Origin of the sequence: Gordonia sp. JH63 (assembly GCF_009856645.1) — a bacterium.
GTDB classification, from domain to species: Bacteria; Actinomycetota; Actinomycetes; order Mycobacteriales; family Mycobacteriaceae; genus Gordonia; species Gordonia hongkongensis.
On the sequence record NZ_CP047235.1, the window covers coordinates 2,387,260 to 2,409,854 of the forward strand.

24 protein-coding genes and 4 tRNA genes are annotated in these 22,595 nt (G+C 68.2%); 24 read left to right on the top strand and 4 right to left on the bottom strand.

Annotation, left to right across the window (positions count from 1 at the left end; genetic code table 11):
- Nucleotides 1-42: 42 nt before the first annotated feature.
- The 3 genes from GR168_RS10780 to GR168_RS10790 form a co-directional block, all read right to left on the bottom strand.
- Nucleotides 43-117 (bottom strand) — tRNA-Val (locus GR168_RS10780).
- Between the two features lie 21 nt (nucleotides 118-138).
- Nucleotides 139-212: transfer RNA gene (locus tag GR168_RS10785), tRNA-Cys, on the bottom strand.
- Nucleotides 213-234: 22 nt separating this feature from the next.
- Nucleotides 235-307, bottom strand: a tRNA-Gly gene (locus GR168_RS10790).
- 253 nt (nucleotides 308-560) lie between these two features.
- On the opposite strand from GR168_RS10790, the gene GR168_RS10795 reads away from it, so the two are divergent.
- From GR168_RS10795 to GR168_RS23915, 3 genes are all read left to right on the top strand, one after another.
- Nucleotides 561-635: transfer RNA gene (locus GR168_RS10795), tRNA-Val, on the top strand.
- A gap of 198 nt (nucleotides 636-833) precedes the next feature.
- Nucleotides 834-1,208: a DUF732 domain-containing protein gene (locus GR168_RS10800; RefSeq protein ID WP_159370707.1), complete on the top strand. Its 375-nt coding sequence runs from the start codon at nucleotides 834-836 to the stop codon at nucleotides 1,206-1,208.
- On the top strand, nucleotides 1,205-1,801 hold the full coding sequence (locus GR168_RS23915; protein WP_238995070.1) for a hypothetical protein: 597 nt from the start codon (nucleotides 1,205-1,207) through the stop codon (nucleotides 1,799-1,801). Before GR168_RS10800 ends, GR168_RS23915 begins: the two co-directional genes overlap by 4 nt.
- A 43-nt stretch (nucleotides 1,802-1,844) precedes the next feature.
- On the opposite strand, the gene GR168_RS10810 is transcribed toward GR168_RS23915, so the two are convergent.
- On the bottom strand, nucleotides 1,845-2,384 hold the full coding sequence (locus GR168_RS10810; RefSeq protein WP_159370708.1) for a hypothetical protein: 540 nt from the start codon (nucleotides 2,382-2,384) through the stop codon (nucleotides 1,845-1,847).
- 148 nt (nucleotides 2,385-2,532) lie between these two features.
- Between GR168_RS10810 and GR168_RS10815 the strand changes: the two genes are divergently transcribed.
- From GR168_RS10815 to secF, 21 genes are all read left to right on the top strand, one after another.
- Complete coding sequence (locus tag GR168_RS10815) at nucleotides 2,533-3,930, top strand: glycosyltransferase 87 family protein (protein WP_238995071.1); 1,398 nt, start codon at nucleotides 2,533-2,535, stop codon at nucleotides 3,928-3,930.
- Nucleotides 3,931-4,007: 77 nt separating this feature from the next.
- Nucleotides 4,008-4,508, top strand: coding sequence for a TIGR02611 family protein (locus tag GR168_RS10820; RefSeq protein WP_083229441.1), 501 nt, complete (start codon nucleotides 4,008-4,010; stop codon nucleotides 4,506-4,508).
- Nucleotides 4,509-4,628: 120 nt separating this feature from the next.
- Nucleotides 4,629-6,725 (top strand): threonine--tRNA ligase, encoded by a 2,097-nt coding sequence (gene thrS, locus GR168_RS10825; protein ID WP_159370709.1) that lies wholly within the window; start codon nucleotides 4,629-4,631, stop codon nucleotides 6,723-6,725.
- Complete coding sequence (locus GR168_RS10830) at nucleotides 6,718-7,281, top strand: HIT domain-containing protein (protein ID WP_068971773.1); 564 nt, start codon at nucleotides 6,718-6,720, stop codon at nucleotides 7,279-7,281. Before thrS ends, GR168_RS10830 begins: the two co-directional genes overlap by 8 nt.
- A gap of 111 nt (nucleotides 7,282-7,392) precedes the next feature.
- On the top strand, nucleotides 7,393-8,112 hold the full coding sequence (gene pgsA / locus GR168_RS10835; RefSeq protein ID WP_068971774.1) for a phosphatidylinositol phosphate synthase: 720 nt from the start codon (nucleotides 7,393-7,395) through the stop codon (nucleotides 8,110-8,112).
- Nucleotides 8,109-9,032 carry a phosphatidylinositol mannoside acyltransferase gene (locus GR168_RS10840; protein ID WP_068971775.1) on the top strand — a complete coding sequence of 308 codons (924 nt, stop codon included), beginning with the start codon at nucleotides 8,109-8,111 and terminating at the stop codon, nucleotides 9,030-9,032. Before pgsA ends, GR168_RS10840 begins: the two co-directional genes overlap by 4 nt.
- 19 nt (nucleotides 9,033-9,051) lie before the next feature.
- On the top strand, nucleotides 9,052-10,176 hold the full coding sequence (locus tag GR168_RS10845; RefSeq protein WP_159370710.1) for a glycosyltransferase family 4 protein: 1,125 nt from the start codon (nucleotides 9,052-9,054) through the stop codon (nucleotides 10,174-10,176).
- Nucleotides 10,176-10,721 (top strand): NUDIX hydrolase, encoded by a 546-nt coding sequence (locus tag GR168_RS10850; protein WP_159370711.1) that lies wholly within the window; start codon nucleotides 10,176-10,178, stop codon nucleotides 10,719-10,721. Before GR168_RS10845 ends, GR168_RS10850 begins: the two co-directional genes overlap by 1 nt.
- A gap of 96 nt (nucleotides 10,722-10,817) precedes the next feature.
- Nucleotides 10,818-11,729: a pyridoxal 5'-phosphate synthase lyase subunit PdxS gene (gene pdxS / locus GR168_RS10855; RefSeq protein WP_058250262.1), complete on the top strand. Its 912-nt coding sequence runs from the start codon at nucleotides 10,818-10,820 to the stop codon at nucleotides 11,727-11,729.
- 131 nt (nucleotides 11,730-11,860) lie between these two features.
- Nucleotides 11,861-12,727, top strand: a complete 867-nt coding sequence (locus GR168_RS10860) for a protein phosphatase 2C domain-containing protein (RefSeq protein ID WP_058250263.1) — start codon at nucleotides 11,861-11,863, stop codon at nucleotides 12,725-12,727.
- An 11-nt stretch (nucleotides 12,728-12,738) separates the two neighbouring features.
- On the top strand, nucleotides 12,739-13,509 hold the full coding sequence (locus tag GR168_RS10865) for an FHA domain-containing protein (RefSeq protein WP_058250264.1): 771 nt from the start codon (nucleotides 12,739-12,741) through the stop codon (nucleotides 13,507-13,509).
- 170 nt (nucleotides 13,510-13,679) lie between these two features.
- Nucleotides 13,680-14,171 (top strand): LuxR C-terminal-related transcriptional regulator, encoded by a 492-nt coding sequence (locus GR168_RS10870; RefSeq protein ID WP_159370712.1) that lies wholly within the window; start codon nucleotides 13,680-13,682, stop codon nucleotides 14,169-14,171.
- A 63-nt stretch (nucleotides 14,172-14,234) separates the two neighbouring features.
- Nucleotides 14,235-15,089 (top strand): acyl-CoA thioesterase II, encoded by an 855-nt coding sequence (locus GR168_RS10875; protein WP_065632103.1) that lies wholly within the window; start codon nucleotides 14,235-14,237, stop codon nucleotides 15,087-15,089.
- Nucleotides 15,086-15,706, top strand: a complete 621-nt coding sequence (gene pdxT, locus GR168_RS10880) for a pyridoxal 5'-phosphate synthase glutaminase subunit PdxT (protein WP_137808769.1) — start codon at nucleotides 15,086-15,088, stop codon at nucleotides 15,704-15,706. Before GR168_RS10875 ends, pdxT begins: the two co-directional genes overlap by 4 nt.
- Before the next feature lie 156 nt (nucleotides 15,707-15,862).
- Nucleotides 15,863-16,618 carry a YebC/PmpR family DNA-binding transcriptional regulator gene (locus GR168_RS10885; protein WP_058250268.1) on the top strand — a complete coding sequence of 252 codons (756 nt, stop codon included), beginning with the start codon at nucleotides 15,863-15,865 and terminating at the stop codon, nucleotides 16,616-16,618.
- A 101-nt stretch (nucleotides 16,619-16,719) separates the two neighbouring features.
- Nucleotides 16,720-17,289 carry a crossover junction endodeoxyribonuclease RuvC gene (ruvC, locus tag GR168_RS10890; protein WP_058250269.1) on the top strand — a complete coding sequence of 190 codons (570 nt, stop codon included), beginning with the start codon at nucleotides 16,720-16,722 and terminating at the stop codon, nucleotides 17,287-17,289.
- Nucleotides 17,286-17,879: a Holliday junction branch migration protein RuvA gene (gene ruvA, locus GR168_RS10895; protein WP_065632105.1), complete on the top strand. Its 594-nt coding sequence runs from the start codon at nucleotides 17,286-17,288 to the stop codon at nucleotides 17,877-17,879. The genes ruvC and ruvA overlap by 4 nt, the downstream gene beginning before the upstream one ends.
- On the top strand, nucleotides 17,880-18,968 hold the full coding sequence (gene ruvB, locus GR168_RS10900) for a Holliday junction branch migration DNA helicase RuvB (protein WP_058250271.1): 1,089 nt from the start codon (nucleotides 17,880-17,882) through the stop codon (nucleotides 18,966-18,968).
- Between the two features lie 170 nt (nucleotides 18,969-19,138).
- Entirely contained in the window at nucleotides 19,139-19,522 is a 384-nt protein-coding gene (gene yajC / locus GR168_RS10905) for a preprotein translocase subunit YajC (protein WP_065632106.1), read from the top strand.
- Nucleotides 19,523-19,770: 248 nt separating this feature from the next.
- Complete coding sequence (gene secD / locus GR168_RS10910; protein ID WP_238995072.1) at nucleotides 19,771-21,396, top strand: protein translocase subunit SecD; 1,626 nt, start codon at nucleotides 19,771-19,773, stop codon at nucleotides 21,394-21,396.
- Nucleotides 21,393-22,586 carry a protein translocase subunit SecF gene (gene secF / locus GR168_RS10915; protein WP_058250274.1) on the top strand — a complete coding sequence of 398 codons (1,194 nt, stop codon included), beginning with the start codon at nucleotides 21,393-21,395 and terminating at the stop codon, nucleotides 22,584-22,586. The genes secD and secF overlap by 4 nt, the downstream gene beginning before the upstream one ends.
- The last annotated feature ends 9 nt before the right edge of the window (nucleotides 22,587-22,595 follow it).

Genomic DNA, 22,595 nt, shown 5'->3' on the forward strand with positions numbered 1-22,595 from the left:
GAGCCAACGAAAAACCCCCGGAGCGATCCGGGGGTTTTGTCGTGGTGCGCGATACAAGGATTGAACTTGTGACCTCTTCCGTGTCAGGGAAGCGCTCTCCCACTGAGCTAATCGCGCGGGTATAAAATTGTGCAGCGGTGGAGGTGGCGACGGGAATCGAACCCGTGTACACGGCTTTGCAGGCCGTTGCCTCACCACTCGGCCACACCACCAGATGCGAGTCGACTCGCGCCGAGCGGATGACGGGATTCGAACCCGCGACCCTCACCTTGGCAAGGTGATGCGCTACCAGCTGCGCTACATCCGCATGCCCACGAGCGATCTTGTGGATCGTGCTGCTCGCGGTGCGAAGAGAAACTTACGCGATGGTTTCCGAACTATCCAAATCGCCTGGTCAGGGGCGTGGCCGCGAGTGAATCCCCAGCGTGTGATTCGCTCCCGTGCCGTGTAGGGGCGCTTGTGACGTGGCCCACCGCGGTGATTTGGGACTTCTGCGCAACCCGTGTAATCTTCTGCCTCGTGCACAGGCGCCCCCGGCACTGACCGAAGGCGCCCGACACGGTCCCGTGGCTCAGTGGAAGAGCGTCCCGTTCACACCGGGAAGGTCGCTGGTTCGATCCCAGCCGGGACCACCACAGTCCCACAAGCCCCGCCGACATCGGCGGGGCCTTTTTTCGTTCGACCTCACCCGCTCGTCTCGCCGGAACCCGGGGTTCGGTCGATCGGATGAACAACGCATCTACCTCCGGTTTTGCCGTCATGCAATGTATACGATGCGGCGGCAGATGTGGCGATGAGTGCTCACAGCTGCAGTCGGACGCTTGGAGAGTGACATGACCAGACGCTGTGACTGGCTCGGCGGACTTGCAGTGCTCGCGTCGGCCGCCGTCATCGCGCTCGGTGCCGGTGACGCCTCGGCAGCGCCCGGCGACTACCTCGCTGTTCTGGAGTCGCGCGGGATCTACACGACAACTCCTGGAGCGACGTCGTGCTTCGACTATCGCGACGACGACACCAGCGGTTGCAGCAGACGATTCACCACAGCCGACGATGCTCTTCATACCGGCTATTGGGTGTGCGATCAGTTGGACATCGGCCGTTCACCGTCTTCCATCGCCCACCAGATGTACACAGCGGATGGGCTGTTCCTCAGCAAGAAGAACTCCGCCATCGTCGTCGACGCCGCGCACAAGGAGCTTTGCGAATGAAGCGACTCATCATCGGAATCCTGGCCACGTTCGCTCTGGTCGCGGGACTGCTCGTGGGTGTCGGGCAGGCATCAGCCATCACGGTTGCCGAACAGGCCTTCGTCAACAAGGCGCGGACGCTGCCCACTGCTGCCTGGCCGAACAGTCGGTACACCACTGACGCGGAGATGGTGGCGGGAGGCTACCGAGCCTGCGGCGTCATGGACCGATACCGCGACACTCAGGTTGCCGAGCGGATTTTCTACAACCCTGACGGCAGCTACCAGCCCGCGCACACGCAGCGACTGTTCCTGGTCTACGCAGCCCAAGACCTATGCCCACGTCACGCCCATCGCTACGAGGAATCCACTTCGGCCCAACGCGAAGGCGGACCTTGCTTCGTGCACGAGTACGGCCTGGACTCCGCCGATGGCAAGCTCTACTGCTCTCCAGAAGGCGACGGCATCTGGCGCAGCCATGCGGTCTCGCGCGCACCCAAGGTTCGACTCGGCACACCCTGCCCGAAGCTCGGTGCTCGCGCGATGGTGTACCAGACCGACGGCATCGCCACCTGCCGCCAGTCGAACAGCGCTGGTTTGCGGTGGCAGTGGTAATCGCCGCACCAGCGTTTCGTCCGTTCGGCATCACCGACCTGCGTCAGTACGGGTTGCATCCCTGAACGAACACGGGCCGGTATGGCTGTCCCGCAACCGCATCGACGTCGGCGAGAGTCCGGGCCAGCACGACGACCGCGGCGTCCGCGGACCGCTGCAACGGCGCGGCGAGGAGCGCGTAACCGTGTCGCATCGTCACCGTGGCGACGATGCGCGCCTGCCAGGCCGGCGCGTCGGCCGGCGGTGACTGGATGCCGTCGAGAACGCGGCAGGTCGAACGCTGCGCGAGCTCCTCACCGTCGTTCCCGGTCGAGAGATCGATGAGTACGTCGACCTCTCGCCGCTGGTCGGGTCGTAGCGCAGAGTCGTCGGGGAGTGGCCAGGGGTTGAGCCGCGGGCGCACGACCTCGGACGGGGTCTCGAGTGCGATGTGGATCGGTGGAACCGGACCGTCGGCGGTGCTCGACGAGGTGTCGCGCGTCATCGCGACCGGCTCGATGCCTTCCCCGACGCATGCGACGGTCAGCGTTGATGATGCCGCGATGACCAGTACGACTCCGAGGGTTGCTCGTAGTGATGACATGGTGTCGTCCCCCAGGTGATCTCGTCACCCACCGAGGTCAACGGTAGTCCGGCACGGACCGTCGCGATCCAGCTGTCCACCGAACAACCGACCAGGCGCCACGGCGTTGCGCGTGATGCAGCTCACATACAGGGCGTACGCTCGCCGCGTGGCCGCGAAGACTGCCGTCGATCTGCCGGAGTCGTCTCGTCCTGTGCCCGCACGGATCCCGACGGCGGCGATCGTCGTGGCGGCCGTCGTCGCGGTCGGGGTGATCGCCTGGCACGTCGCGGCGTTCCCCATCGCCAACCCGTTCTACGGACTCTTCGAGAACGCCACCGATGCCCGCGTCTACCGCGCGGGCGCGGCCACCGTGCTCGACGCGGGTCCGCTGTACGACGCACCCGTCCTGTGGCGTCTGCACTTCACCTATCCGCCGTTCGCCGCGGTCGTGTTCGTCCCGCTGGCTCTGCTCACCGAGGCCGTCGCCAACATCGTCTGGTGGACAATCGGTTTCGCCGCGCTCATCGGCGTGATCGGGATGTGCCTTCGGAGCCTGCGCTACCGGCCGGACGGTCGCCTGATCACGTTCGCCGCCTTGCTCGCGATCTCGTCGACCGCCCTCGAACCCATCCGAACCACCATCTGGCTCGGACAGGTCAACCTCCTGGTGATGACCCTGATCCTCGTCGACCTGGTGTTCCTCTCGACGACATCGCGGTGGCGCGGAGTCGCCATCGGCATCGCCGCCGGGATCAAACTGACACCGCTGTTCGCCGTCGTCTACCTGTTGGTGACCCGCCAGTGGCGCGCGGCAGCCACGGCGCTGGCGACGTTCGCGGCGACCGTGATGATCGGATTCCTCGCCGTCCCCGCCGACTCGTGGGCCTACTGGACCCGCCACCTCACGGACACCGAACGCATCGGCCGGGCCGACTCGCCGGCCAACCAGTCGGTGCGCGGATTCGTGTCACAGATGCTGTCCCACTTCGACATCGGGCGGTTCGCCGAGCCCGCACCCGGCGGGCCCGTCTTCGTCGCGCCGACGTGGCTGTGGCTCCCGCTCGCGCTGGTCGTCGCCGCGCTCGGACTGCTCGCCGCGGTGGTCGCCCACCGCGATGCGCGCAACGTCCTCGCGGCGACGATCGTCGGGATGACGATGTGTGCGGTCTCGCCCTTCGCGTGGGGACACCACTGGGTCTGGTGCGTGCCGCTGTTCGTCGTCGCGCTGGATCTGGCGATGCGGCGGGGGAGTACGGCTCGTACGTGGTGGTACTGGCTCGCGCCGGCCGGCGTGGCGACGCTGACGTTCACCTGGTGGCGGCACTGGTGGGACAGCGGGCCGTACCTGACCTCCGACCACGCCATCGCGTTGGGGCTTTTAATGATGCCGCGAAATGGTGACGACTCTGTCGTGGGCGATCTGCTCGTCGTGCTGTATTCGGGCTGCTATCCGCTGCTTCTCGCGGTCACCGTGTCCGCGACTCTGATCGACGGCGCGCGGCGGAGGCGACGGCGCCGCTCGACCACCCTGCCGACGCCGGAGGCCCACACCTGCATCGCGTAGCCTGGACGTCACTTTCCAGGCCGAGACGAACACCGGGCCGAAGTGCGCAGCGGGCCGAATGAACGAGGTGGGAGACGATGCCGACACCGGGGGCGAGCGAATCCGGAGTGAACGAGACGTCCACACCGAGCGGCGCGCGGACGTCGGCCGACGCGGACCGCGGGTCTCTCCGGCATCGCCTGCGCATCCGCGCACGCCATCGTCGCTACGTCGTGCGAAGCAACCCGAAGTGGCACGGCATGTACCGCATCGCGGTCGGGACCATCGGCACGATCGTCCTGCTGTGCGGAATCGTCGCGGTCCCGTACCCGGGCCCGGGCTGGCTCATCGTGTTCCTCGGACTGGGCATCCTGGCGTCCGAGTTCGACTGGGCGCACCGGTTGCTGAAGTTCGCGCGGGCGAAATACGACGCCTGGATGGACTGGATCGGTCGGCAACACTGGTCGGTACAGGCCGTCTTCTGGCTCGCAACCTGTGCCATCGTCATCGCCACCCTCTGGGTTCTCGGCGCGCTCAACACCGTCGCCGGGTGGGTCGGCCTCGACTACGGCTGGCTGGCGAGTCCGATCTTCGGCTGATCTCCGACGCCGCAAGGTAGGGGTGCACTCCACGACGACCCGTCGCGGATACCATCAGAGTCGCAAACGTCCGACCCGGACGCGTCTTCGCGTGTCCGCCCCAACCCGAGGAGCGCCCCCGTGCCCGACGACGTCCAGGTGACCAGCCCCGCCACGATCCGTGTGCCGGCTGGGACGACCGCGGGCACCGCACTGCGCGAGGCCGAGCTGCCCAACAAGGGCCCGGAGGCCATCGTCGTCGTCCGTGACGCGGGCGGGGACCTCCGCGACCTGTCGTGGGCACCCGACGCCGACACCGATGTCGAACCGGTCGCCGCGAACACCGAGGCCGGCCGCAGCGTGATCCGGCATTCCACCGCACACGTTCTCGCGCAGGCGGTCCAGGAGCTGTTCCCCGAGGCCAAGCTCGGCATCGGCCCGCCGATCAAGGACGGCTTCTACTACGACTTCGACGTCGCCGAACCCTTCACCCCCGAGGACATCACCGCCCTCGAGAAGAAGATGAAGCAGATCATCAAGTCGGGTCAGCGGTTCTCGCGGCGGGTGTACGAGTCGAAGGACGAGGCCCGCGCCGAACTGGCCGGGGAGCCGTTCAAACTCGAACTCATCGACGACAAGGGCGCGGCCGACGACGCCGAGGTGATGGAGGTCGGCGGCGGGGAACTGTCGGTCTACGACAACCTCAATCCGCGCACCGGAGAACGCATCTGGTGCGACCTGTGCCGCGGGCCGCACGTCCCGACGACCAAGTACATCGCGGCCTTCAAGCTGACCCGCAGCTCGGCGGCGTACTGGCGCGGCGATCAGGCCAACGCCGGTCTGCAGCGCGTCTACGGCACCGCGTGGGAATCGTCGGAGGCGCTGGACGCACACCTGGAGATGCTCGCGGAGGCCGAGAAGCGCGATCACCGCAAGCTCGGCGCCGAACTCGACCTGTTCAGCTTCCCCGACGAGCTCGGCTCGGGACTCCCGGTCTTCCACCCGAAGGGCGGCATCATCAAGCGCGAGATGGAGGACTACGTCCGCGCGAAGCACATCGAGAACGGCTTCCAGTACGTCGGCACCCCGCACATCTCGAAGGAACATCTGTTCCACCTGTCGGGCCATCTGCCGTACTACGCCGACGGCATGTTCCCGCCGATCCACGTCGACGAGGAACGCAACGAGGCAGGGGAGATCACCCGCCAGGGGCAGGACTACTACCTCAAGGCAATGAACTGCCCGATGCACAATCTGATCTTCCGGTCGCGCGGACGGTCGTACCGTGAACTGCCGCTGCGGCTCTTCGAGTTCGGTCACGTCTACCGCTACGAGAAGTCGGGCGTCGTGCACGGTCTGACCCGCGTCCGCGGGTTCGCCCAGGACGATTCGCACAGCTATGTGACGCCGGAACAGGCCAAGGACGAGATCAAGCATCTGCTCGACTTCATCCTCGGGTTGCTGCGCGACTTCGGCCTCGACGAGTTCTACCTCGAGCTGTCCACCCGTGACGACTCGCCGAAGTTCATCGGTTCCGCGGAGCAGTGGGCCGCCGCGACCGCCATCCTCGAAGAGGTGTGCGTCGAATCAGGTCTCGACCTCGTGCCCGACCCGGGTGGTGCCGCCTACTACGGACCGAAGGTCTCGGTTCAGGCGAAGGACGCGATCGGGCGTACCTGGCAGATGTCGACCATCCAGTACGACTTCAACCAGCCGGCCGGATTCGACCTCGAGTACACCGCCGCCGACGGCACCAAGCAGCAGCCGGTGATGATCCACTCGGCGAAGTTCGGCTCCATCGAGCGGTTCTTCGGCGTGCTCACCGAGCACTACGCGGGCGCGTTCCCGGCGTGGCTCGCACCGGTCCAGGTGGTCGGCATCCCGGTCGCGGAGGCGTTCGAGGAGCATCTGTACGACGTGGCAGCCGACCTTCTCGCCGCCGGTGTCCGCGCCGAGGTCGACGCCTCCGACGACCGCATGCAGAAGAAGATCCGCAACCACACCACCGGCAAGGTGCCGTTCATGCTGCTCGCCGGCGAACGCGACGTCGAGGCCGGGGCGGTGAGCTTCCGGTTCCGCGACGGCACGCAGGTCAACGGCGTGCCGGTCGCCGATGCGGTGTCGGTGATCGTCGGGTGGGTCCGGAGCAGGCGCAACGAGTCGCCCACCAAGGAGTTGGTCGAGGCCGCGCTCGGCGAGGTGGAGACGGTCGTGGTGGCGGGAGCGCTCGATGAGTGACGCCGCGTTCGGTGAGGCGCCCGGCGAGATCCGGGACGAGGGTGTCGGTGTGGCGGATCGCCTGCAACGGCTGTGGAGTCCCCACCGGATGACCTACATCGCCGACCCGCAACCGGCCGAGAAGACGGGGCACCCGTTCCTCGACATCCCGACCATGAGCGATGAGGACGGTCTCATCGTGGCGCGTGGTGACACCGTCTACGCGGTGCTGAACCTGTACCCCTACAACCCGGGGCACACCATGGTGGTGCCGTACCGGCAGGTCGCCGACCTCGAGGATCTGACCGCCGCGGAGTCCGCGGAACTGATGACGTTCACGCAGCGGATGATCCGCACGATCAAGGCGGTGTCGAACCCCAACGCGTTCAACGTGGGTCTGAATCTCGGCTACGCGGCGGGCGGTTCCTTGTCCGAGCACCTCCACCAGCACATCGTGCCGCGATGGATGGGCGACGCGAACTTCATCACCATCGTCGGCGAGACGAAGGTCATGCCGCAGTTGCTCCGGGACACTCGCGGACTGCTGGCCACCGCCTGGCAACGGCTGGACGACTGACCCCGCTGTGAGCGATCGGGTGCCGGTGCGATCAGGTGAGGCGATGTCAGACGAGAGCGATCGGGAAGCGCTGAGCCACGACGCGGCGCGAGATGGGGGAGGAACTCGGCGATGCTGAGCATTCTGGGTCGGGCATCGGTCTCGAAGGTGACCCTCCCGATGGGTCGGGCGCTCCTGCGGACCGGGCTGACGCCGGACTCGGTGACGGTGATCGGCACGCTGGCCGGCGTCGCAGCCGCCCTCACGCTGTTCCCGATGGGGGAGCTGTTCTGGGGCACGCTGGTCATCTGGCTGTTCGTGATGTTCGACATGCTCGACGGCGCGATGGCCCGGGCCCGCGGCGGCGGAACCCGATTCGGCGCGGTTCTCGACGCGACCTGTGATCGCGTTGCCGACGGTGCCATCTTCGCCGGCCTGGCGTGGTGGTGCGCGGTCACCGAACCCCACGACCTGCTGCTCGTCGCGACCCTGATCTGTCTGGTGACCTCGCAGGTCATCTCCTATGCCAAGGCGCGCGCGGAGGCGAGCGGCCTCTACGGCGACGGCGGTCTCATCGAACGACCGGACCGGCTCATCATCGTGTTGGTCGGCGCCGGTCTCACGGGTCTCGGCCTGTGGTGGGCCATCCACGTCGCGATGTGGTTCCTCGCGGTCGCCAGTGTCATCACCGTCGGGCAGCGGATGTGGTCGATCGCGCAGTCGCCGGGTGCGCGGGACCTCATCCCCATCGCCTCGGAACCCGCAGACACCGAGCCCGCAGAAGCCGAGAACGGCGATGCCGAACCCTCGTCCGGCTCGGACGGTCAGACCCCGCCCGCGGGACAGCGATGACCGATCTCGGCGCGATGGCCGCTGATCTCGGGTACCGGGCCGGCTGGGCCGCCGTCCGCTGGGCTCCGGAACGGGCGGCGCGGGGTCTGTTCGACCGTGCCGGCAGCTACGCGGGTCGTCGTGGCGGTGGCCCGGACCAGTTGCGCCGCAACCTGGCCCGTGTCCTGGGCGTGGAACCCGCGCAGGTGCCCGACGACCTCGTCGCCGACGCCATGCGCTCCTACGCCCGGTACTGGTGCGAGGCGTTCCGCCTGCCGACGCAGGATCGTGCGACCGTCACGTCCACCGTTGCGCTCCCCGACGAGGACCGGGCCCGACTGGACGCCGCGCTGGCCCGGGGCAAGGGAGTCATCCTGGCGCTGCCGCACACCGGCAACTGGGACATGGCCGGTGTCTGGCTGGTCCACCACTACGGCAGGTTCGCGACCGTAGCCGAACGCCTGAAGCCGGAGTCACTGTTCAACCGGTTCGTCGCCTACCGGGAATCGCTGGGGTTCGAGATCTTCCCCCTCAGCGGCGGAGAACAGCCTCCGTTCGGACTGCTGGCCGACCGGCTCCGCGCCGGCGGCATTGTGTGCCTGCTCGGCGAACGCGACATCGCCCGGCACGGGGTGCCGGTGACCTTCTTCGGCGAACGGACCCGCATGCCCGCGGGCTCGGCGCGCCTGGCCATCGAAACCGGTGCGACACTGCTGCCGGTTCATCACTGGTTCGAGGAGGCGCCGTACTCCCGGATGTGTTGCGGTGAGTCGATCGACGTCTCCGGCGGGATCGAAGCAGCCACCCAGGCCCTCGCCGACGCCTTCGCGGTCAATATCGCCGCGCATCCCGCGGACTGGCACATGCTGCAGCCGCTCTGGGAGAGCGACTGGACCGACCGTCAACGCGGTCGCGTCGAGCAGGACGGGACGCCGACATGACGACGACCAGGGGAGTGCTATGCGAATCGGAATGATCTGCCCCTACTCCTTCGACGTGCCCGGGGGTGTACAGGCCCACGTCACCGAACTCGCCGACGTCTTCCTCGACCGTGGGCACGAGGTCAGCGTGCTCGCCCCGGCCGGCCGCGACACCGACCTGCCGGAGTACGTCGTCCGGGCGGGACCCGCGCTGGCGATCCCGTACAACGGCTCGGTCTCCCGGGTGAATTTCAGTCCCAAGGGCTACCTGCGATTGCGTCGCTGGGTCGCCGAGAACGGCTTCGACGTCCTGCACGTCCACGAACCGAATTCGCCGAGCATCTCGATGCTGTCGTTGATGGTGGCCTCCGGCCCCATCGTCACCACTTTCCACACCGCCACCTCGAAATCGTTGTGGCTGAGCGTTTTCCAGGGAATCCTGCGGCCGTACCACGAACGGATCGCGGGCAAGATCGCCGTCTCCGAGCTCGCACGTCGCTGGCAGATGGAGTCACTCGGCTCCGATGCCGTCGAGATCCCGAACGGCATCAACGTCGCGTCCTTCGCCGACGCCGAGCCCCTCGAGGGGTATCCGCACCCGGGCGGCACGATCTTGTTCCTCGGTCGTTTCGACGAACCGCGCAAGGGCATCGACGTGCTCATGCGTGCACTGCCCGCGGTCGTGGAGAGGTTCCCGTACGTGCGGGTCCTGGTCGTCGGCGGCGGCAACCAGGCGGCGCTGCGGCGGCGGGCGGGTCCACTCGCCGAACACCTGGTGTTCCTGGGGCAGGTCGACGACGCGACCAAGGCGCGGGCGCTGGCCTCCGCCGACGTCTACTGCGCCCCCAACCTCGGCGGCGAGAGCTTCGGCATCGTCCTGGTCGAGGCGATGGCGGCCGGGGCGGCGGTGATCGCCAGCTCCCTGAACGCCTTCCGGCGGGTGCTCGACGACGGCCGGGCCGGGCGACTCGTCGAGACGGGGTCCCCCGATCAACTCGCCGCCGGCCTCGTCGAACTCCTCGCCGACCCGGAGGCGCGCGCCGATCTCGTCGCCGCCGGACGGATTCGGGCCGACAAGTACGACTGGTCGCGGGTGGCCGACCAGATTCTCCGGGTCTACGACACCGTCACGGTGGGAGCCGGTCCGGTCGTGGTGTCGGACTGATGGCCACCTGGATCATCCTCGGCGTGGTGGCCGTGCTGCTCGTGGCGGGATGGGCCTACCACACGGCCAACCGCCTCGACCGGCTCAACGTCCGTGTCGATCTCGCCCGCCAGGCGCTCGAATCGAACCTCGACCGGCGCGCGGTGGTCGTGCGTGCGGTGTCAGCGGAGATGATCGCCGGCGACGGCGCCGCGAACTCCCGCACGTCCGTCGACGACGGCGTCGCCGCTCAGGCGCGCGAGCTCGCCACGCTGGCCGATCGCGCCGAGCGGGCCGCACCGGCGGCACGTGAGGACGCCGAGAACGCGCTGTCGGCCGCACTGGCGCGCACCGACCCGAATCGTCGGTCCGCGGCCCTCGTCGTCGAACTCGCCGACGCCGAGACGCGGGTGATGATGGCGCGTCGGTTCTACAACGACGCCGTGCGTGACACCAGGGCTCTCGCGCAACGACGGCCCGTTCGATGGCTGCGGCTCGGCGGCCACGCGGCACCCCCGGAGTACTTCGAGATCATCGAGCGCGTCACCCCAGGCCAGGCGGACTGATCCCTCGTCAGGGGCCCTCGGCCCCTCACCTAGACTGGTGGGCATACCGCCGCCGCGAACGCGGCAGGTCGGGACTGCGACACGAGGAGATCTTCAGTGAGTCACAACGGCGCGACCGTTCCCGAGGTCGGCCAGGGCACGGCCCGGGTCAAGCGCGGCATGGCGGAGATGCTCAAGGGCGGCGTGATCATGGACGTCGTGACCCCCGAGCAGGCGAAGATCGCCGAGGATGCCGGCGCGGTGGCCGTCATGGCTCTGGAGCGGGTGCCTGCCGACATCCGTGCCCAGGGCGGGGTGTCGCGGATGAGCGATCCCGACATGATCGACGGCATCATCGCCGCCGTCTCGATCCCGGTGATGGCCAAGGCCCGCATCGGTCATTTCGTAGAGGCGCAGATCCTGCAGAGCCTCGGCGTGGACTACGTCGACGAATCCGAGGTCCTGACCCCGGCCGACTACAGCAACCACATCGACAAGTGGGCCTTCACGGTGCCGTTCGTGTGCGGTGCGACCAATCTCGGTGAGGCGCTGCGCCGGATCACCGAGGGCGCGGCCATGATCCGCTCGAAGGGCGAGGCCGGCACCGGCGACGTGTCGAACGCGACGACCCACATGCGCAAGATCCGCGACGAGATCCGGCGTCTGACCTCGTTGCCGAAGGACGAACTGTACGTCGCGGCAAAGGAATTGCAGGCTCCCTACGAGCTGGTGGTCGAGGTGGCCGAGGCCGGCAAGCTGCCGGTCACCCTGTTCACCGCCGGCGGGATCGCCACCCCGGCCGACGCCGCGATGATGATGCAGCTCGGCGCCGAGGGCGTGTTCGTCGGATCTGGGATCTTCAAGTCGGGCAACCCGGCACAGCGGGCCGCGGCGATCGTGCAGGCGACCACGTTCCACGACGATCCCGACGTGCTGGCGAAGGTCTCGCGCGGCCTTGGTGAGGCGATGGTCGGCATCAACGTCGACGACATCCCGCAGCCGCACCGCCTCGCCGAGCGCGGCTGGTGACCGCTTTGTCCGGATCGTAGGTGGTCAGACCGACCGCCTCCCGCCGCGGGGCCCCTTCTCAACACGCCGGAGACCGAACAGTCGACATGCGTGGCGGGTCAGGGGCTTCGCGGCGGTAGTATCTGCTGATCATGGATGCGGCGACCATCGTTCGAGACGCTTCGGTCTCGGGCACACACATCGTGGGTGAATTGCGGCTCGAGTGGTCCGCGGCGTGCAATGTGGGACGAGTCCGGGAGACGAACGAGGACGCGGCACTCGCGCTGCCGGGGATGTACCTGCTCGCCGACGGCATGGGCGGGCACGACAGCGGCGAACTGGCCAGCGAGGCCGCACTGCTCACCTTGTCGGAGGCCACCAGCGCGGGTGAACTCAAGGCGACCCAACTGCAACTCGACGATCTGTTGCTCGCCGCCCAGCGGCGCATCGGCGAGATCGACACCGAGACCGAGCGACGCGCGGGTACCACCGCCACCGGCATCGTGCTCGTCACCCACGAGCAGAGTCCGCACTGGCTGGTGCTCAACATCGGCGACTCGCGGACCTATCGCTTCCAGAACGGGTCGCTCAACCAGCTCACCACCGACCACTCGCAGGTCCAGGAATTCATCGACGCCGGATTCCTCACGCCCGAGCAGGCCCGAACCGACCCGCGCCGCAACGTGATCACGCGTGCGCTCGGCGCGGGCATGGTCGACCCGGTCGCCGACTACTCGAGTACGCCGGCATTCCCGGGGGATGTGCTGCTGCTGTGTACCGACGGACTCACCGGGGAGCTGCCCGACGAGGAGATCGGTGACATCCTGCGCAATGCGGAGGACTCCCGGCAGGCAGCCGAGCGGCTCGTCGACGCCGCGCTGGCACTCGGCGCGCACGACAACGTCACCGTCATCGTCGTGAGTGTCCACGAATCGGTGCCGACCCTCACGATGCCCGCGCTCGACGACTCGGCGCAGGGAGAGGCCGCCGGAGCTGCTCCGGCCCCCGACCCGAGCTGATCGGAGGACTGATGACCACGGGTCAGGACCGGGCCGAGACATCCCCCGCAGAGTCCGGCGACGCCGCGCTGGACGCCGGGGCGACCTACGTCGAATACTGCGGCGAGCGCATCGCGCTCGACGCCGACCGACGGTTCTTCATCGGCCGCGAAGCGGATCTGTCCATCGACGACAACCCCTATCTTCATCGCCGATTCCTGGTGATACACAACGAGAACGGGCTCTGGTGGCTCACCAATCTCGGCACGCACCTGTCGGCGAGCGTCTCGGCGGGCGACGTCGGGTTCTCGGCGACCCTAGGCCCCGGTGCGCGGATGCCGCTCGTCTTCGGTGAGACGACCATCGTGTTCACCGCCGGCCCGACGACCTACGAGCTGAGCCTCTTCGCCCGCGCACCGCAGGTGAAATCGGTGACGCGTCCGGAATACAGCGGCGGGCACACGACGCAAGGCGTGCCCACGCTCACGGAGAGTCAGAAGCTGCTGATCATCGTGCTGGCCGAGGAGATCCTGCGGCGTGAGGGGACCGGCTCGAGTGCCATCCCGTCGTCGGCGCAGGCGGCGCGCCGGCTGGGCTGGCCGCTGACCAAGTTCAATCGCAAACTCGACAACGTCTGCGACAAACTCGATCAACTCGGGGTGAGCGGAATGCGCGGTGGGGGCGGAAAACTCGCGAGCAACCGCCGGACCAAACTGGTGGAGTACGCGGTGTCGTCACGCATCGTCACGCGAGAAGATCTCCCCCTCATCGACGCCGAGGCGGCCCGAAACGCGGCCGACTGAGTCAGCCGCCGCATCTGCACGTCGCTGACCTGCGGTTTCACCGTGGGTAGTTCTCCCCACGGGTAGGGGAGTTCTCCCCATCGACCACCCGGGCCGCAGCCCATAATCTTCATCTCATCGCCGGGAGAACCCGGAAGACCACCGGTTGAATGAGTGAAGAGGAAGCACACATGACTGCGATCGCCCATCAGGCCCCCCAGCACCTGCGCTCGGTCAGCGCTCGTCGTGACGCGGAGGCCATCGCCCGCCGGAAGGAAGCCCTGGCGCGTCTGGCGGCTCGCCGGATGCCGTTGCCCGGCCACCAGATCCAGACGCCGCGCGCGGGTCAGCCGCTCGGCCTGGGCCATCGTCCGGGACACCCCCACCTGCACCGTGCGGTCGCCGTTCCCGCGCTCACCGAGGTCCCCGAGGTCGCGGAGGCCACGGCCGACCGCGCCAAGCCGAATCTCACCTCGCGCGAGGTCGAGGTCCTGCGCACCTGGATGCTCGTCGACTCCAAACCCGCTGTGGCCCAGCAGCTCTACATCTCGCTCGGTACGGTGAACACCCACCTCACCCGGATCCGGGCCAAGTACGCCGAGATCGGCCGTCCGGCCCCGACGAAGGCATCGCTGGTCGCCCGGGCCATCCAGGACGGGATCATGACCCTCGACGAACTCTGATCGCCGGCCGCGCTTCGGCGGGCAGGGGAGTGCCCACCGGCGCCGTGCGCGATACTGGTCTGCGTGGCAGCCATCGAGGACATACTCCAGGTCGAACAGATCGAGACCGACATCTACCGCGGCGGTGCGTTCCCGAGTCACCTTCAGCGCACCTTCGGCGGCCAGGTCGCCGGCCAGGCCCTGATGTCGGCGACCCGCACGGTGTCCGACGAGTTCGACGTTCATTCCCTCCACGGTTATTTCCTGCGTCCCGGTGACCCGGATCGTCCGGCGGTGTTCCTCGTCGACCGCATCCGCGACGGACGGTCGTTCGTCACCCGGCGGGTGACCGGCATCCAGAACGGCGAGGCGATCTTCACCATGTCGGCGTCGTTCCATGTACGGACCGACCAGGGCTACGAGCACCAGGACCGGATGCCGCCGGCGCCGCAACCGGACGAGCTCACCGACCGCCTCGACGAGCTGGCCGAGGAAGAGCGCGCGGTGTTCAAGGAGTGGCGCAACTTCGATCTGCGCATCGTGCCCCCGGAGATGATGGTCACCTCGTCGTATTTCGCTGCGCAACAACGAGTCTGGTTCCGCTACCGCCATCGGCTGCCCGACGACACCGTCTTCCATGTCGGCACCCTCGCCTACATGAGCGACATGACCTTGCTCGGCTCCTCGCGCGTGCCCCATCCGGAGTCCAACCCGCAGGTCGCCTCCCTCGACCACGCGATGTGGTTCATGCGCCCCTTCCGGGCCGACGACTGGCTCCTCTACGACCAGACGTCGCCGTCGGCGGGCGGTGGTCGCGCGCTGACCCAGGGACGGATCTTCGATCGACAGGGCCGCCTGGTGGCGGCGGTCACCCAGGAGGGGCTGGCGCGCACCGGTCGTGTGATGCCCGACGACCAGCACGCCCGGACCGATCGGTGAGCGAAGGCAACCGGCCGCGGATCGGGGTTCTGGCACTGCAGGGCGATGTGCGCGAGCACGTCTTCGCGCTCGAGGCGGCCGGCGCCGACGCCGTGGCGGTGCGACGCCCGGCCGAACTCGACGAGATCGACGGAATCGTCATCCCCGGCGGTGAATCGACGACGATGAGCAAACTGCTCGGCATCTTCGACCTGTTCGACCCGCTGGTCGACAAGCTGTCCGACGGCCTCCCGGCGTACGGGTCGTGCGCGGGCATGATCATGCTCGCCTCCACGATCCTCGACACCCGGCCCGACGCACGGCATCTGGACGCCCTCGATGTCACGGTGCGGCGCAATGCATTCGGGCGTCAGGTGGAGAGTTTCGAAACCGACCTGGAGTTCACCGGGATCACCGACACCGAGGGTGCCGCGCCGATGCGTGCGGTGTTCATCCGGGCGCCGTGGGTCGAGTCCGTCGCCCCGGAGGTCGAGGTCCTGGCGCGTGTTCCCGACGGCCCGGCGGCCGGGCGGATCGTCGCGGTCCGCCAGGGGAACGTGCTCGCGACGTCGTTCCACCCGGAGGTGACCGGCGACCGGCGCGTACATGAATACTTCGTGGAGATGGTGCGTCGGTAAGATCGTGCCGAACCAGCGGTAGACCACGAGCCCGGCACGCCGGGAACAACCCAACAGGGCGCACCACCAACAGGGCGACCGGATACAGGTAGGAGTGCGCCGGATGCGGGCCACGGCCCGCCGCACGTGCCGGCGCCGGGAAAGGAATCGACGGACATGAGCGGCCACTCCAAATGGGCCACCACCAAGCACAAGAAGGCGGCCATCGACGCCAAGCGCGGCAAGATGTTCGCCAAGCTCATCAAGAACATCGAGGTGGCGGCGCGGACCGGCGGCGGTGACCCGGCGGGTAACCCCACGCTGTTCGACGCGATCCAGAAGGCGAAGAAGTCCTCGGTCCCCAACGACAACATCGAACGCGCACGCAAGCGCGGCGGTGGTGAAGAGGCCGGCGGCGCGGACTGGCAGACCATCATGTACGAGGGCTACGGGCCCAACGGCGTCGCCGTGCTCATCGAATGCCTCACCGACAACCGCAACCGTGCGGCCGGCGAGGTCCGGACCGCGATGACGCGCAACGGCGGCAACATGGCCGACCCGGGTTCGGTCTCCTACCTGTTCACCCGCAAGGGCGTGGTGACGCTGGAGAAGAACGGCCAGACCGAGGACGACGTCCTGATGGCCGTGCTCGACGCGGGCGCCGAAGAGGTCACCGATCTCGGCGAGTCCTTCGAGATCGTCAGCGAGCCAAGCGATCTCATCGCCGTCCGCAGCGCGCTGCAGGAGGCCGGGATCGACTACGACTCCGCCGAGGCCAGCTTCCGCGCGTCGGTCGAGGTCGCGGTGGACGCCGACGGCGCACGCAAGGTGTTCAAGCTGATCGACGCCCTCGAGGACTCCGACGACGTCCAGAACGTCTACAGCAACGTCGACATCAGCGACGAGGTCCTCGCCGAACTCGAGAACGACTGACAGCCGCCGCCCGCCCGGTGTGTTGATCACCGGACTTGTCCGTCCTCCCCGATAAGATCTCGAACAACTGTTCGCAGATCACGATGCCTGGGAGGGTACGAGTGCGCGTCATGGGCGTCGATCCGGGTCTGACCCGGTGCGGTATCGCGCTGGTCGAGTCGGGTCGGGGACGGACGGTGACCGCCCTCGACGTGGACGTCGTGCGCACCCCCAGCGACATGGAACTCGCCGAGCGGTTGCTCGCGATCTACACCTCCGCGTGTCACTGGCTCGATGTGCACCAGCCCGACGTGGTGGCCATCGAGCGGGTCTTCGCGCAGAACCAGGTGTCCACGGCCATGGGGACCGCGCAGGCCGGCGGCGTCATCGCGCTCGCGGCGTCCCAGCGCGACGTACCGGTGCGCTTCCACACCCCGTCGGAGGTGAAGGCGGCGGTGACCGGGAGCGGACGGGCCGACAAGTCTCAGGTCACCGCGATGGTGACCCGGATTCTCGGCATGCAGACCAAACCACGTCCCGCCGACGCCGCGGATGCGCTCGCGCTCGCGATCTGTCATTGCTGGCGCGGACCCATGATGGAGCGGATGGCAGCCGCACAGAAGCAGGCCGACGCGGCCGCGGCGCGGCACCGCGCGCGGGTGGCCCAGGCACGAGAAGGGAGTCGCGCATGATCGCGTCAGTCCGCGGACCGGTGCTCGAGATCGCGCTCGACCACGCCGTGATCGACTGCGGGGGAGTGGGATACCGCGTGCTGGCGACGCCCGCGACGCTGTCCCGGCTGCGCCGCGGCGACGAGGCGACGCTGCTGACCTCGATGATCGTCCGCGAGGACTCCATGACGCTCTACGGCTTCACCGAACCCGACGCCCGTGCGCTGTTCGCGCTGCTGCAGACGGTCACCGGCGTCGGCCCGCGACTCGCGATGGCGACCCTCGCAGTCCTCGAGCCGGATGCGTTGCGACGCGCGCTCGCCGAATCGGACACCAAGTCACTGACCTCGGTACCCGGCATCGGCAAACGCGTGGCCGAACGGCTGTGCGTCGAACTGCGGGACAAGGTGGACCGGCCCACGGGCGAGGCGTCGACCGGTGTGACCGTCGTCGGCGGTATTCGCGAGCAGGTCGCCGAGGCGCTCGTCGGGCTCGGGTTCACCGCCGGTCCGGCGGAGAAGGCGGTCACGGCGGTACTGGCCGAGAATCCCGACGCCGATGCGTCCACCGCGCTGCGTCACTCGCTGTCACTGCTCGGCAAGGCGTCGTAGATGGGCGGCGATCCGGACGACGTCGACGACCGGGACGTGAGCGCGATGCCGGTGCGCTCCGACGGCGACCTCGACGCCGGTCTCCGTCCCCGGTCACTCGCTGATTTCATCGGCCAGCCGCGGGTCTGCGAACAGCTCGAACTGGTCCTGCACGGGGCCAAGGGCCGCGGTGGCACCCCCGACCACATCCTGCTGTCGGGACCGCCCGGGCTCGGCAAGACGTCGCTGGCCATGATCATCGCCTCGGAGATGGGCGCCGCCATCCGGGTGACCTCTGGTCCGGCACTCGAGCGCGCCGGCGACCTCGCGGCCATGCTGTCGAACCTCGTCGAGGGCGACGTGCTGTTCATCGACGAGATCCATCGCATCGCGCGCCCGGCCGAGGAGATGCTGTACCTCGCGATGGAGGACTTCCGCGTCGACGTCGTGGTCGGCAAGGGCCCGGGAGCGACTTCGATTCCGCTCGACGTCGCGCCGTTCACGCTGGTCGGGGCGACAACACGGTCGGGGTCGCTGACCGGCCCGCTGCGCGACCGGTTCGGGTTCACCGCGCACATGGAGTTCTACGAGCCCGACGAACTCGTCCGGGTGCTGCACCGCTCGGCCGGGATTCTGGGCATGGAACTCCGCGGCGACGCCTCGGGCGAGATCGCGCGCCGGTCGCGGGGCACGCCCCGCATCGCGAACCGGCTGCTCCGCCGGGTCCGCGACTACGCCGAGGTAAGGGGAGACGGGTCGATCACCGTGGACGTCGCCCGCGCGGCGCTCGCGGTCTACGACGTCGACGAACTCGGCTTCGACCGTCTGGACCGAGCCGTCCTCGACGCCCTGATCCGCGCCTTCGGCGGGGGGCCGGTCGGGGTGTCCACGCTGGCCGTGGCCGTCGGCGAGGAGCCGGCGACCGTGGAGGAGGTCTGCGAGCCGTTCTTGGTGCGCGCGGGCATGATCGCGCGGACGCCGCGCGGGCGGGTGGCCACTGCCGCCGCCTGGCATCATCTCGGACTCACCCCGCCCGCCGGTGCGATGAACGCCACCTTCGGGGTGCGTCCCCGTGACGTGGCGGCCGACACGCTGTTCGACGACCTCTAGCCGGATCTTCGACGACCGTCGAGGACACCGGCACCACCTGCGGGGATGAGCTCCGCGCAAGACGTGGCACACTGTGTGGAGCACAGCTGAGCTGATGCTGCCCGGATTCGTCCGGACAGGCCGCTCGCTCACGCCGTACCCACTGATACCCAAAGGACTGACTCGCACTCATGGACGCTCTGCTCTTCCCGCTTCTGCTCGCCCTGCTGGCCGGCTTCATGTTCTTGTCGATGCGGAAGCAGAAGAAGCGTGTGGCCGAGATGCAGGAGATGCAGAACTCGGTGTCCACCGGTACCCGCGTCCAGCTGACCTCGGGTCTCTTCGGCACCGTGATCGACGCGAGCTCGCCCGACGTCGTCGATGTCGAGATCGCCACCGGCGTGGTCACCCGCTGGAACCGGCTGGCCGTCATGCGCGTCGTCCCGACGGATGAGGCCGCGGCCACCTACGCCGGCCACGTCGCCCCGGAGATCGAGTCCGACGACTACGACGACGCCGACTCGGTCAGCCTGGACAAGCCCGCCACCGACGACGCGCGCGACAACGACAAGTAAGCCGCATCCGCGCCGCGTCGATCCACGACGCGGCGCGCCCATCCGTCTGCACCGCCTCCGACGCGTTTCCGGCGTGTCCCGGCCAGGAGTGGACGATGGGTCATGCCGGTCGGGCTGCTCGTCGGCCGGTTGACGCTCTCAAGGAGACCTGAACAGCTGTGACAACTCCCTCTCGGACTTCGGGGAAGGGCCGGACTGCAGGGAAGCGGTCGCGACCGGCTCGAGAGATCCCGCCGTGGCGTCCGCTCGTGGCCTTCATCGGCCTGCTCGCGGTCGTCTACGGACTGATCTTCTTCACCGGACCCCAGACCATCGAACCGAAGCTCGGTATCGACCTCCAGGGCGGTACGCGCGTCACGCTGACCGCGCGGACCGAGGACGGTCAGGCGGCGACCCGAGAGCAGCTCGATCAGGCCAAGCAGATCATCGAGCAGCGCGTGAACGGGCTCGGCGTCTCCGGTTCCGAGGTCGTCGTCAGCGGTGACAACCTGATCATCACGGTCCCCGGCCAGGACGGCGCGCAGGCCAAGTCACTCGGCCAGACGGCGCGCCTGTACGTCCGACCGGTCGTCGGGCAGCCGGCCATGGCGACTCCGCAACCGCCGAAGCCCGAGAGTGCCGACGATCAGGCCGACGCCCTGCCCACCGAGGCCGCGGCAGCCGCCATCGACGAGCAGCGCAAGCTCCGTCAGGCGCCGGGGAACGCGACCCCGCAGCAGCTCGAGGCACTCCAGCAGCAGATGGCGAAGATGGACTGCTCGCCGACGGCCAACGACCCGCTGCTGGGCAACGACCGCCCCGATCAGTACCTCGTGGCCTGCTCGACGGACGGCTCGGAGGTCTACCTCCTCGGCCCGGAGATCATCGACGGTCGCGACATCAAGAACGCGAACGCCGGTACCGATCCGCAGACCGGCGAATGGGTGGTGACCCTCGAATTCGAGGGTGAGGCCGCCAGCTTCTGGCCCAGGTACACCGCCGAGCAGGCCCCCAACCGGACCCAGACCGCCTTCACGCTCGACTCGCGCGTCGTCTCGGCGCCGGCGATCAACGAGCCCATCCCGGGCGGTCAGACCCGAATCAGCGGCGGTAGCGCCAGTCCGTTCACCGAGTCGTCGTCGAACGAACTCGCCAACGTGCTGAAGTACGGCTCGCTGCCGTTGTCCTTCACCGCCTCCGACGCCGAGACGATCTCGGCGACACTGGGTCTCGCGTCGTTGCAGGCCGGTCTGATCGCCGGTCTCGTCGGCCTGATCGCGGTCTTCATCTACGCTCTGGCCTACTACCGAATGCTCGGCATCCTGACGGTGCTGTCGCTCGTCCTCGCCGGGGCGATGGTCTACGGCATCATCGTGCTGCTCGGTCGCTGGATCGGGTTCACCCTCGACCTCGCCGGCATCGCGGGTCTGATCATCGGGATCGGTATGACCGCCGACTCGTTCGTCGTCTACTTCGAACGAATCAAGGACGAGATGCGCGAGGGGCGCAGCTTCCGGTCCGCGGTGCCCCGCGGTTGGGCGAGCGCGCGCCGCACGATCTGGTCCGGCAATGCGGTGAGCTTCATCGCCGCCGCGGTCATCTACATCCTGGCGATCGGTGAGGTCCGCGGCTTCGCGTTCACACTGGGTCTCACCACGATCCTCGACGTCATGGTCGTGTTCCTGGTCACCCACCCGCTGGTCGTCTACGCGAGCCGTTCGACGTTCCTGTCGAAGCCGAGCGTCAACGGACTCGGGGCGATCAGCGAGGTCGCCCGCCAGCGTCGTGTCGCCGCGCACCGGCAAGCGGGTGCGGCCACCGCCGACACGTCTGCGTCGCCGACGGACGCCGACGACACCACCGACGCCACTCGGGAGAAGGGGACCGTGCGATGACCGGGCCGGACAACAAGGCAACCGGCGACTCGGCCGTCCTCGACGCCGACAAGGCGCAGCCCGGCGCGGACGCCGACTTCGTCGCCGATCGCAACCGCTCGTTCCTGTCCCGGCTCTACACCGGTACCGGTGCCTTCGAGATCGTGGGACGCCGCCGCATGTGGTACGGCGTGACCGCGGCGATCCTGCTGATCTGCCTGGCCTCGATCGGAATCCGCGGGTTCACCCTCGGTATCGACTTCGAGGGCGGTACCCAGATGTCGGTGCCGGTCGTCTCCTCGGAGATCACCGCGGAGTCCGTCGAAGAAGTTGTCACCGCGACCCTCGGCGAGGCGCCCGAATCGGTACAGACCGCGGGCGCCGGTGGCAGCCAGACGGTCCAGGTGCGCACCGAGACCCTCGATCTCGCCCAGGCGGAGTCGGTGACGCGCGCGCTCGCCGACGAGTTCGGTCCCGAACTCGCGCCCGCCGAGGTGAGCATCTCGGATGTGAGCTCGACGTGGGGCAGCGAGATCACCGAGCGCATGCTGATCGCGCTGGCCGTGTTCCTGGTCATCGTGTTCGTCTACATCGCGGTGCGATTCGACCGGGAGATGTCCATCGCGGCGATGGGGTCGCTGTTCTTCGACCTGATCGTGACCGCCGGTATCTACTCGCTCGTCGGGTGGGAGGTCACCCCGGCGACCGTCATCGGCCTGCTCACCATCCTCGGCTTCTCGATCTACGACACGGTGGTCGTGTTCGACAAGATCTCCGAGAACACCCGCTCGGTACTCCAGACCACCCGGCGTACCTACGCCGAGCAGGCCAACCTGGGTGTGAACCAGACCCTCATGCGATCGATCAACACCACCGTCATCTCGGTGCTGCCGATCATCGCCCTTATGGTCATCGCGGTCTGGCTGCTCGGCGTCGGAACGCTCAAGGATCTCGGGCTGATCCAGCTCGTCGGTGTCCTCGTCGGTACGTTCTCGTCGGTCTTCCTCGCCGCGCCGCTCCTGGCGACACTGAAGGAACGTCGCCCCGACATCGGCCGGCACACCGAGAAGGTCCTCCGACGTCGCGCCGGGCTCCCGTCCGACGAGCCGCGGCCGGTCCGGACGCGCCGAGGGGCGTCCGCCGGGGCAGCAGTCGACACCGATGACGCGGACCGCGCGGTCCCGACCGGCAAACGCCGCCGCAACCGCTAGTCTCTGCGA

What these genes read in the sequence shown, in the direction of transcription:
- GR168_RS10800 (WP_159370707.1), top strand. Translation starts at nt 834, where the DNA reads ATGACCAGACGCTGTGACTGGCTCGGCGGACTTGCAGTGCTCGCGTCG.
- GR168_RS23915 (WP_238995070.1), top strand. Translation starts at nt 1,205, where the DNA reads ATGAAGCGACTCATCATCGGAATCCTGGCCACGTTCGCTCTGGTCGCG.
- GR168_RS10810 (WP_159370708.1), bottom strand. Translation starts at nt 2,384, where the DNA reads ATGTCATCACTACGAGCAACCCTCGGAGTCGTACTGGTCATCGCGGCA.
- GR168_RS10820 (WP_083229441.1), top strand. Translation starts at nt 4,008, where the DNA reads ATGCCGACACCGGGGGCGAGCGAATCCGGAGTGAACGAGACGTCCACA.
- GR168_RS10830 (WP_068971773.1), top strand. Translation starts at nt 6,718, where the DNA reads ATGAGTGACGCCGCGTTCGGTGAGGCGCCCGGCGAGATCCGGGACGAG.
- pgsA (WP_068971774.1), top strand. Translation starts at nt 7,393, where the DNA reads ATGCTGAGCATTCTGGGTCGGGCATCGGTCTCGAAGGTGACCCTCCCG.
- GR168_RS10840 (WP_068971775.1), top strand. Translation starts at nt 8,109, where the DNA reads ATGACCGATCTCGGCGCGATGGCCGCTGATCTCGGGTACCGGGCCGGC.
- GR168_RS10845 (WP_159370710.1), top strand. Translation starts at nt 9,052, where the DNA reads ATGCGAATCGGAATGATCTGCCCCTACTCCTTCGACGTGCCCGGGGGT.
- GR168_RS10850 (WP_159370711.1), top strand. Translation starts at nt 10,176, where the DNA reads ATGGCCACCTGGATCATCCTCGGCGTGGTGGCCGTGCTGCTCGTGGCG.
- GR168_RS10860 (WP_058250263.1), top strand. Translation starts at nt 11,861, where the DNA reads ATGGATGCGGCGACCATCGTTCGAGACGCTTCGGTCTCGGGCACACAC.
- GR168_RS10865 (WP_058250264.1), top strand. Translation starts at nt 12,739, where the DNA reads ATGACCACGGGTCAGGACCGGGCCGAGACATCCCCCGCAGAGTCCGGC.
- GR168_RS10870 (WP_159370712.1), top strand. Translation starts at nt 13,680, where the DNA reads ATGACTGCGATCGCCCATCAGGCCCCCCAGCACCTGCGCTCGGTCAGC.
- GR168_RS10885 (WP_058250268.1), top strand. Translation starts at nt 15,863, where the DNA reads ATGAGCGGCCACTCCAAATGGGCCACCACCAAGCACAAGAAGGCGGCC.
- ruvA (WP_065632105.1), top strand. Translation starts at nt 17,286, where the DNA reads ATGATCGCGTCAGTCCGCGGACCGGTGCTCGAGATCGCGCTCGACCAC.
- ruvB (WP_058250271.1), top strand. Translation starts at nt 17,880, where the DNA reads ATGGGCGGCGATCCGGACGACGTCGACGACCGGGACGTGAGCGCGATG.
- yajC (WP_065632106.1), top strand. Translation starts at nt 19,139, where the DNA reads ATGGACGCTCTGCTCTTCCCGCTTCTGCTCGCCCTGCTGGCCGGCTTC.
- secF (WP_058250274.1), top strand. Translation starts at nt 21,393, where the DNA reads ATGACCGGGCCGGACAACAAGGCAACCGGCGACTCGGCCGTCCTCGAC.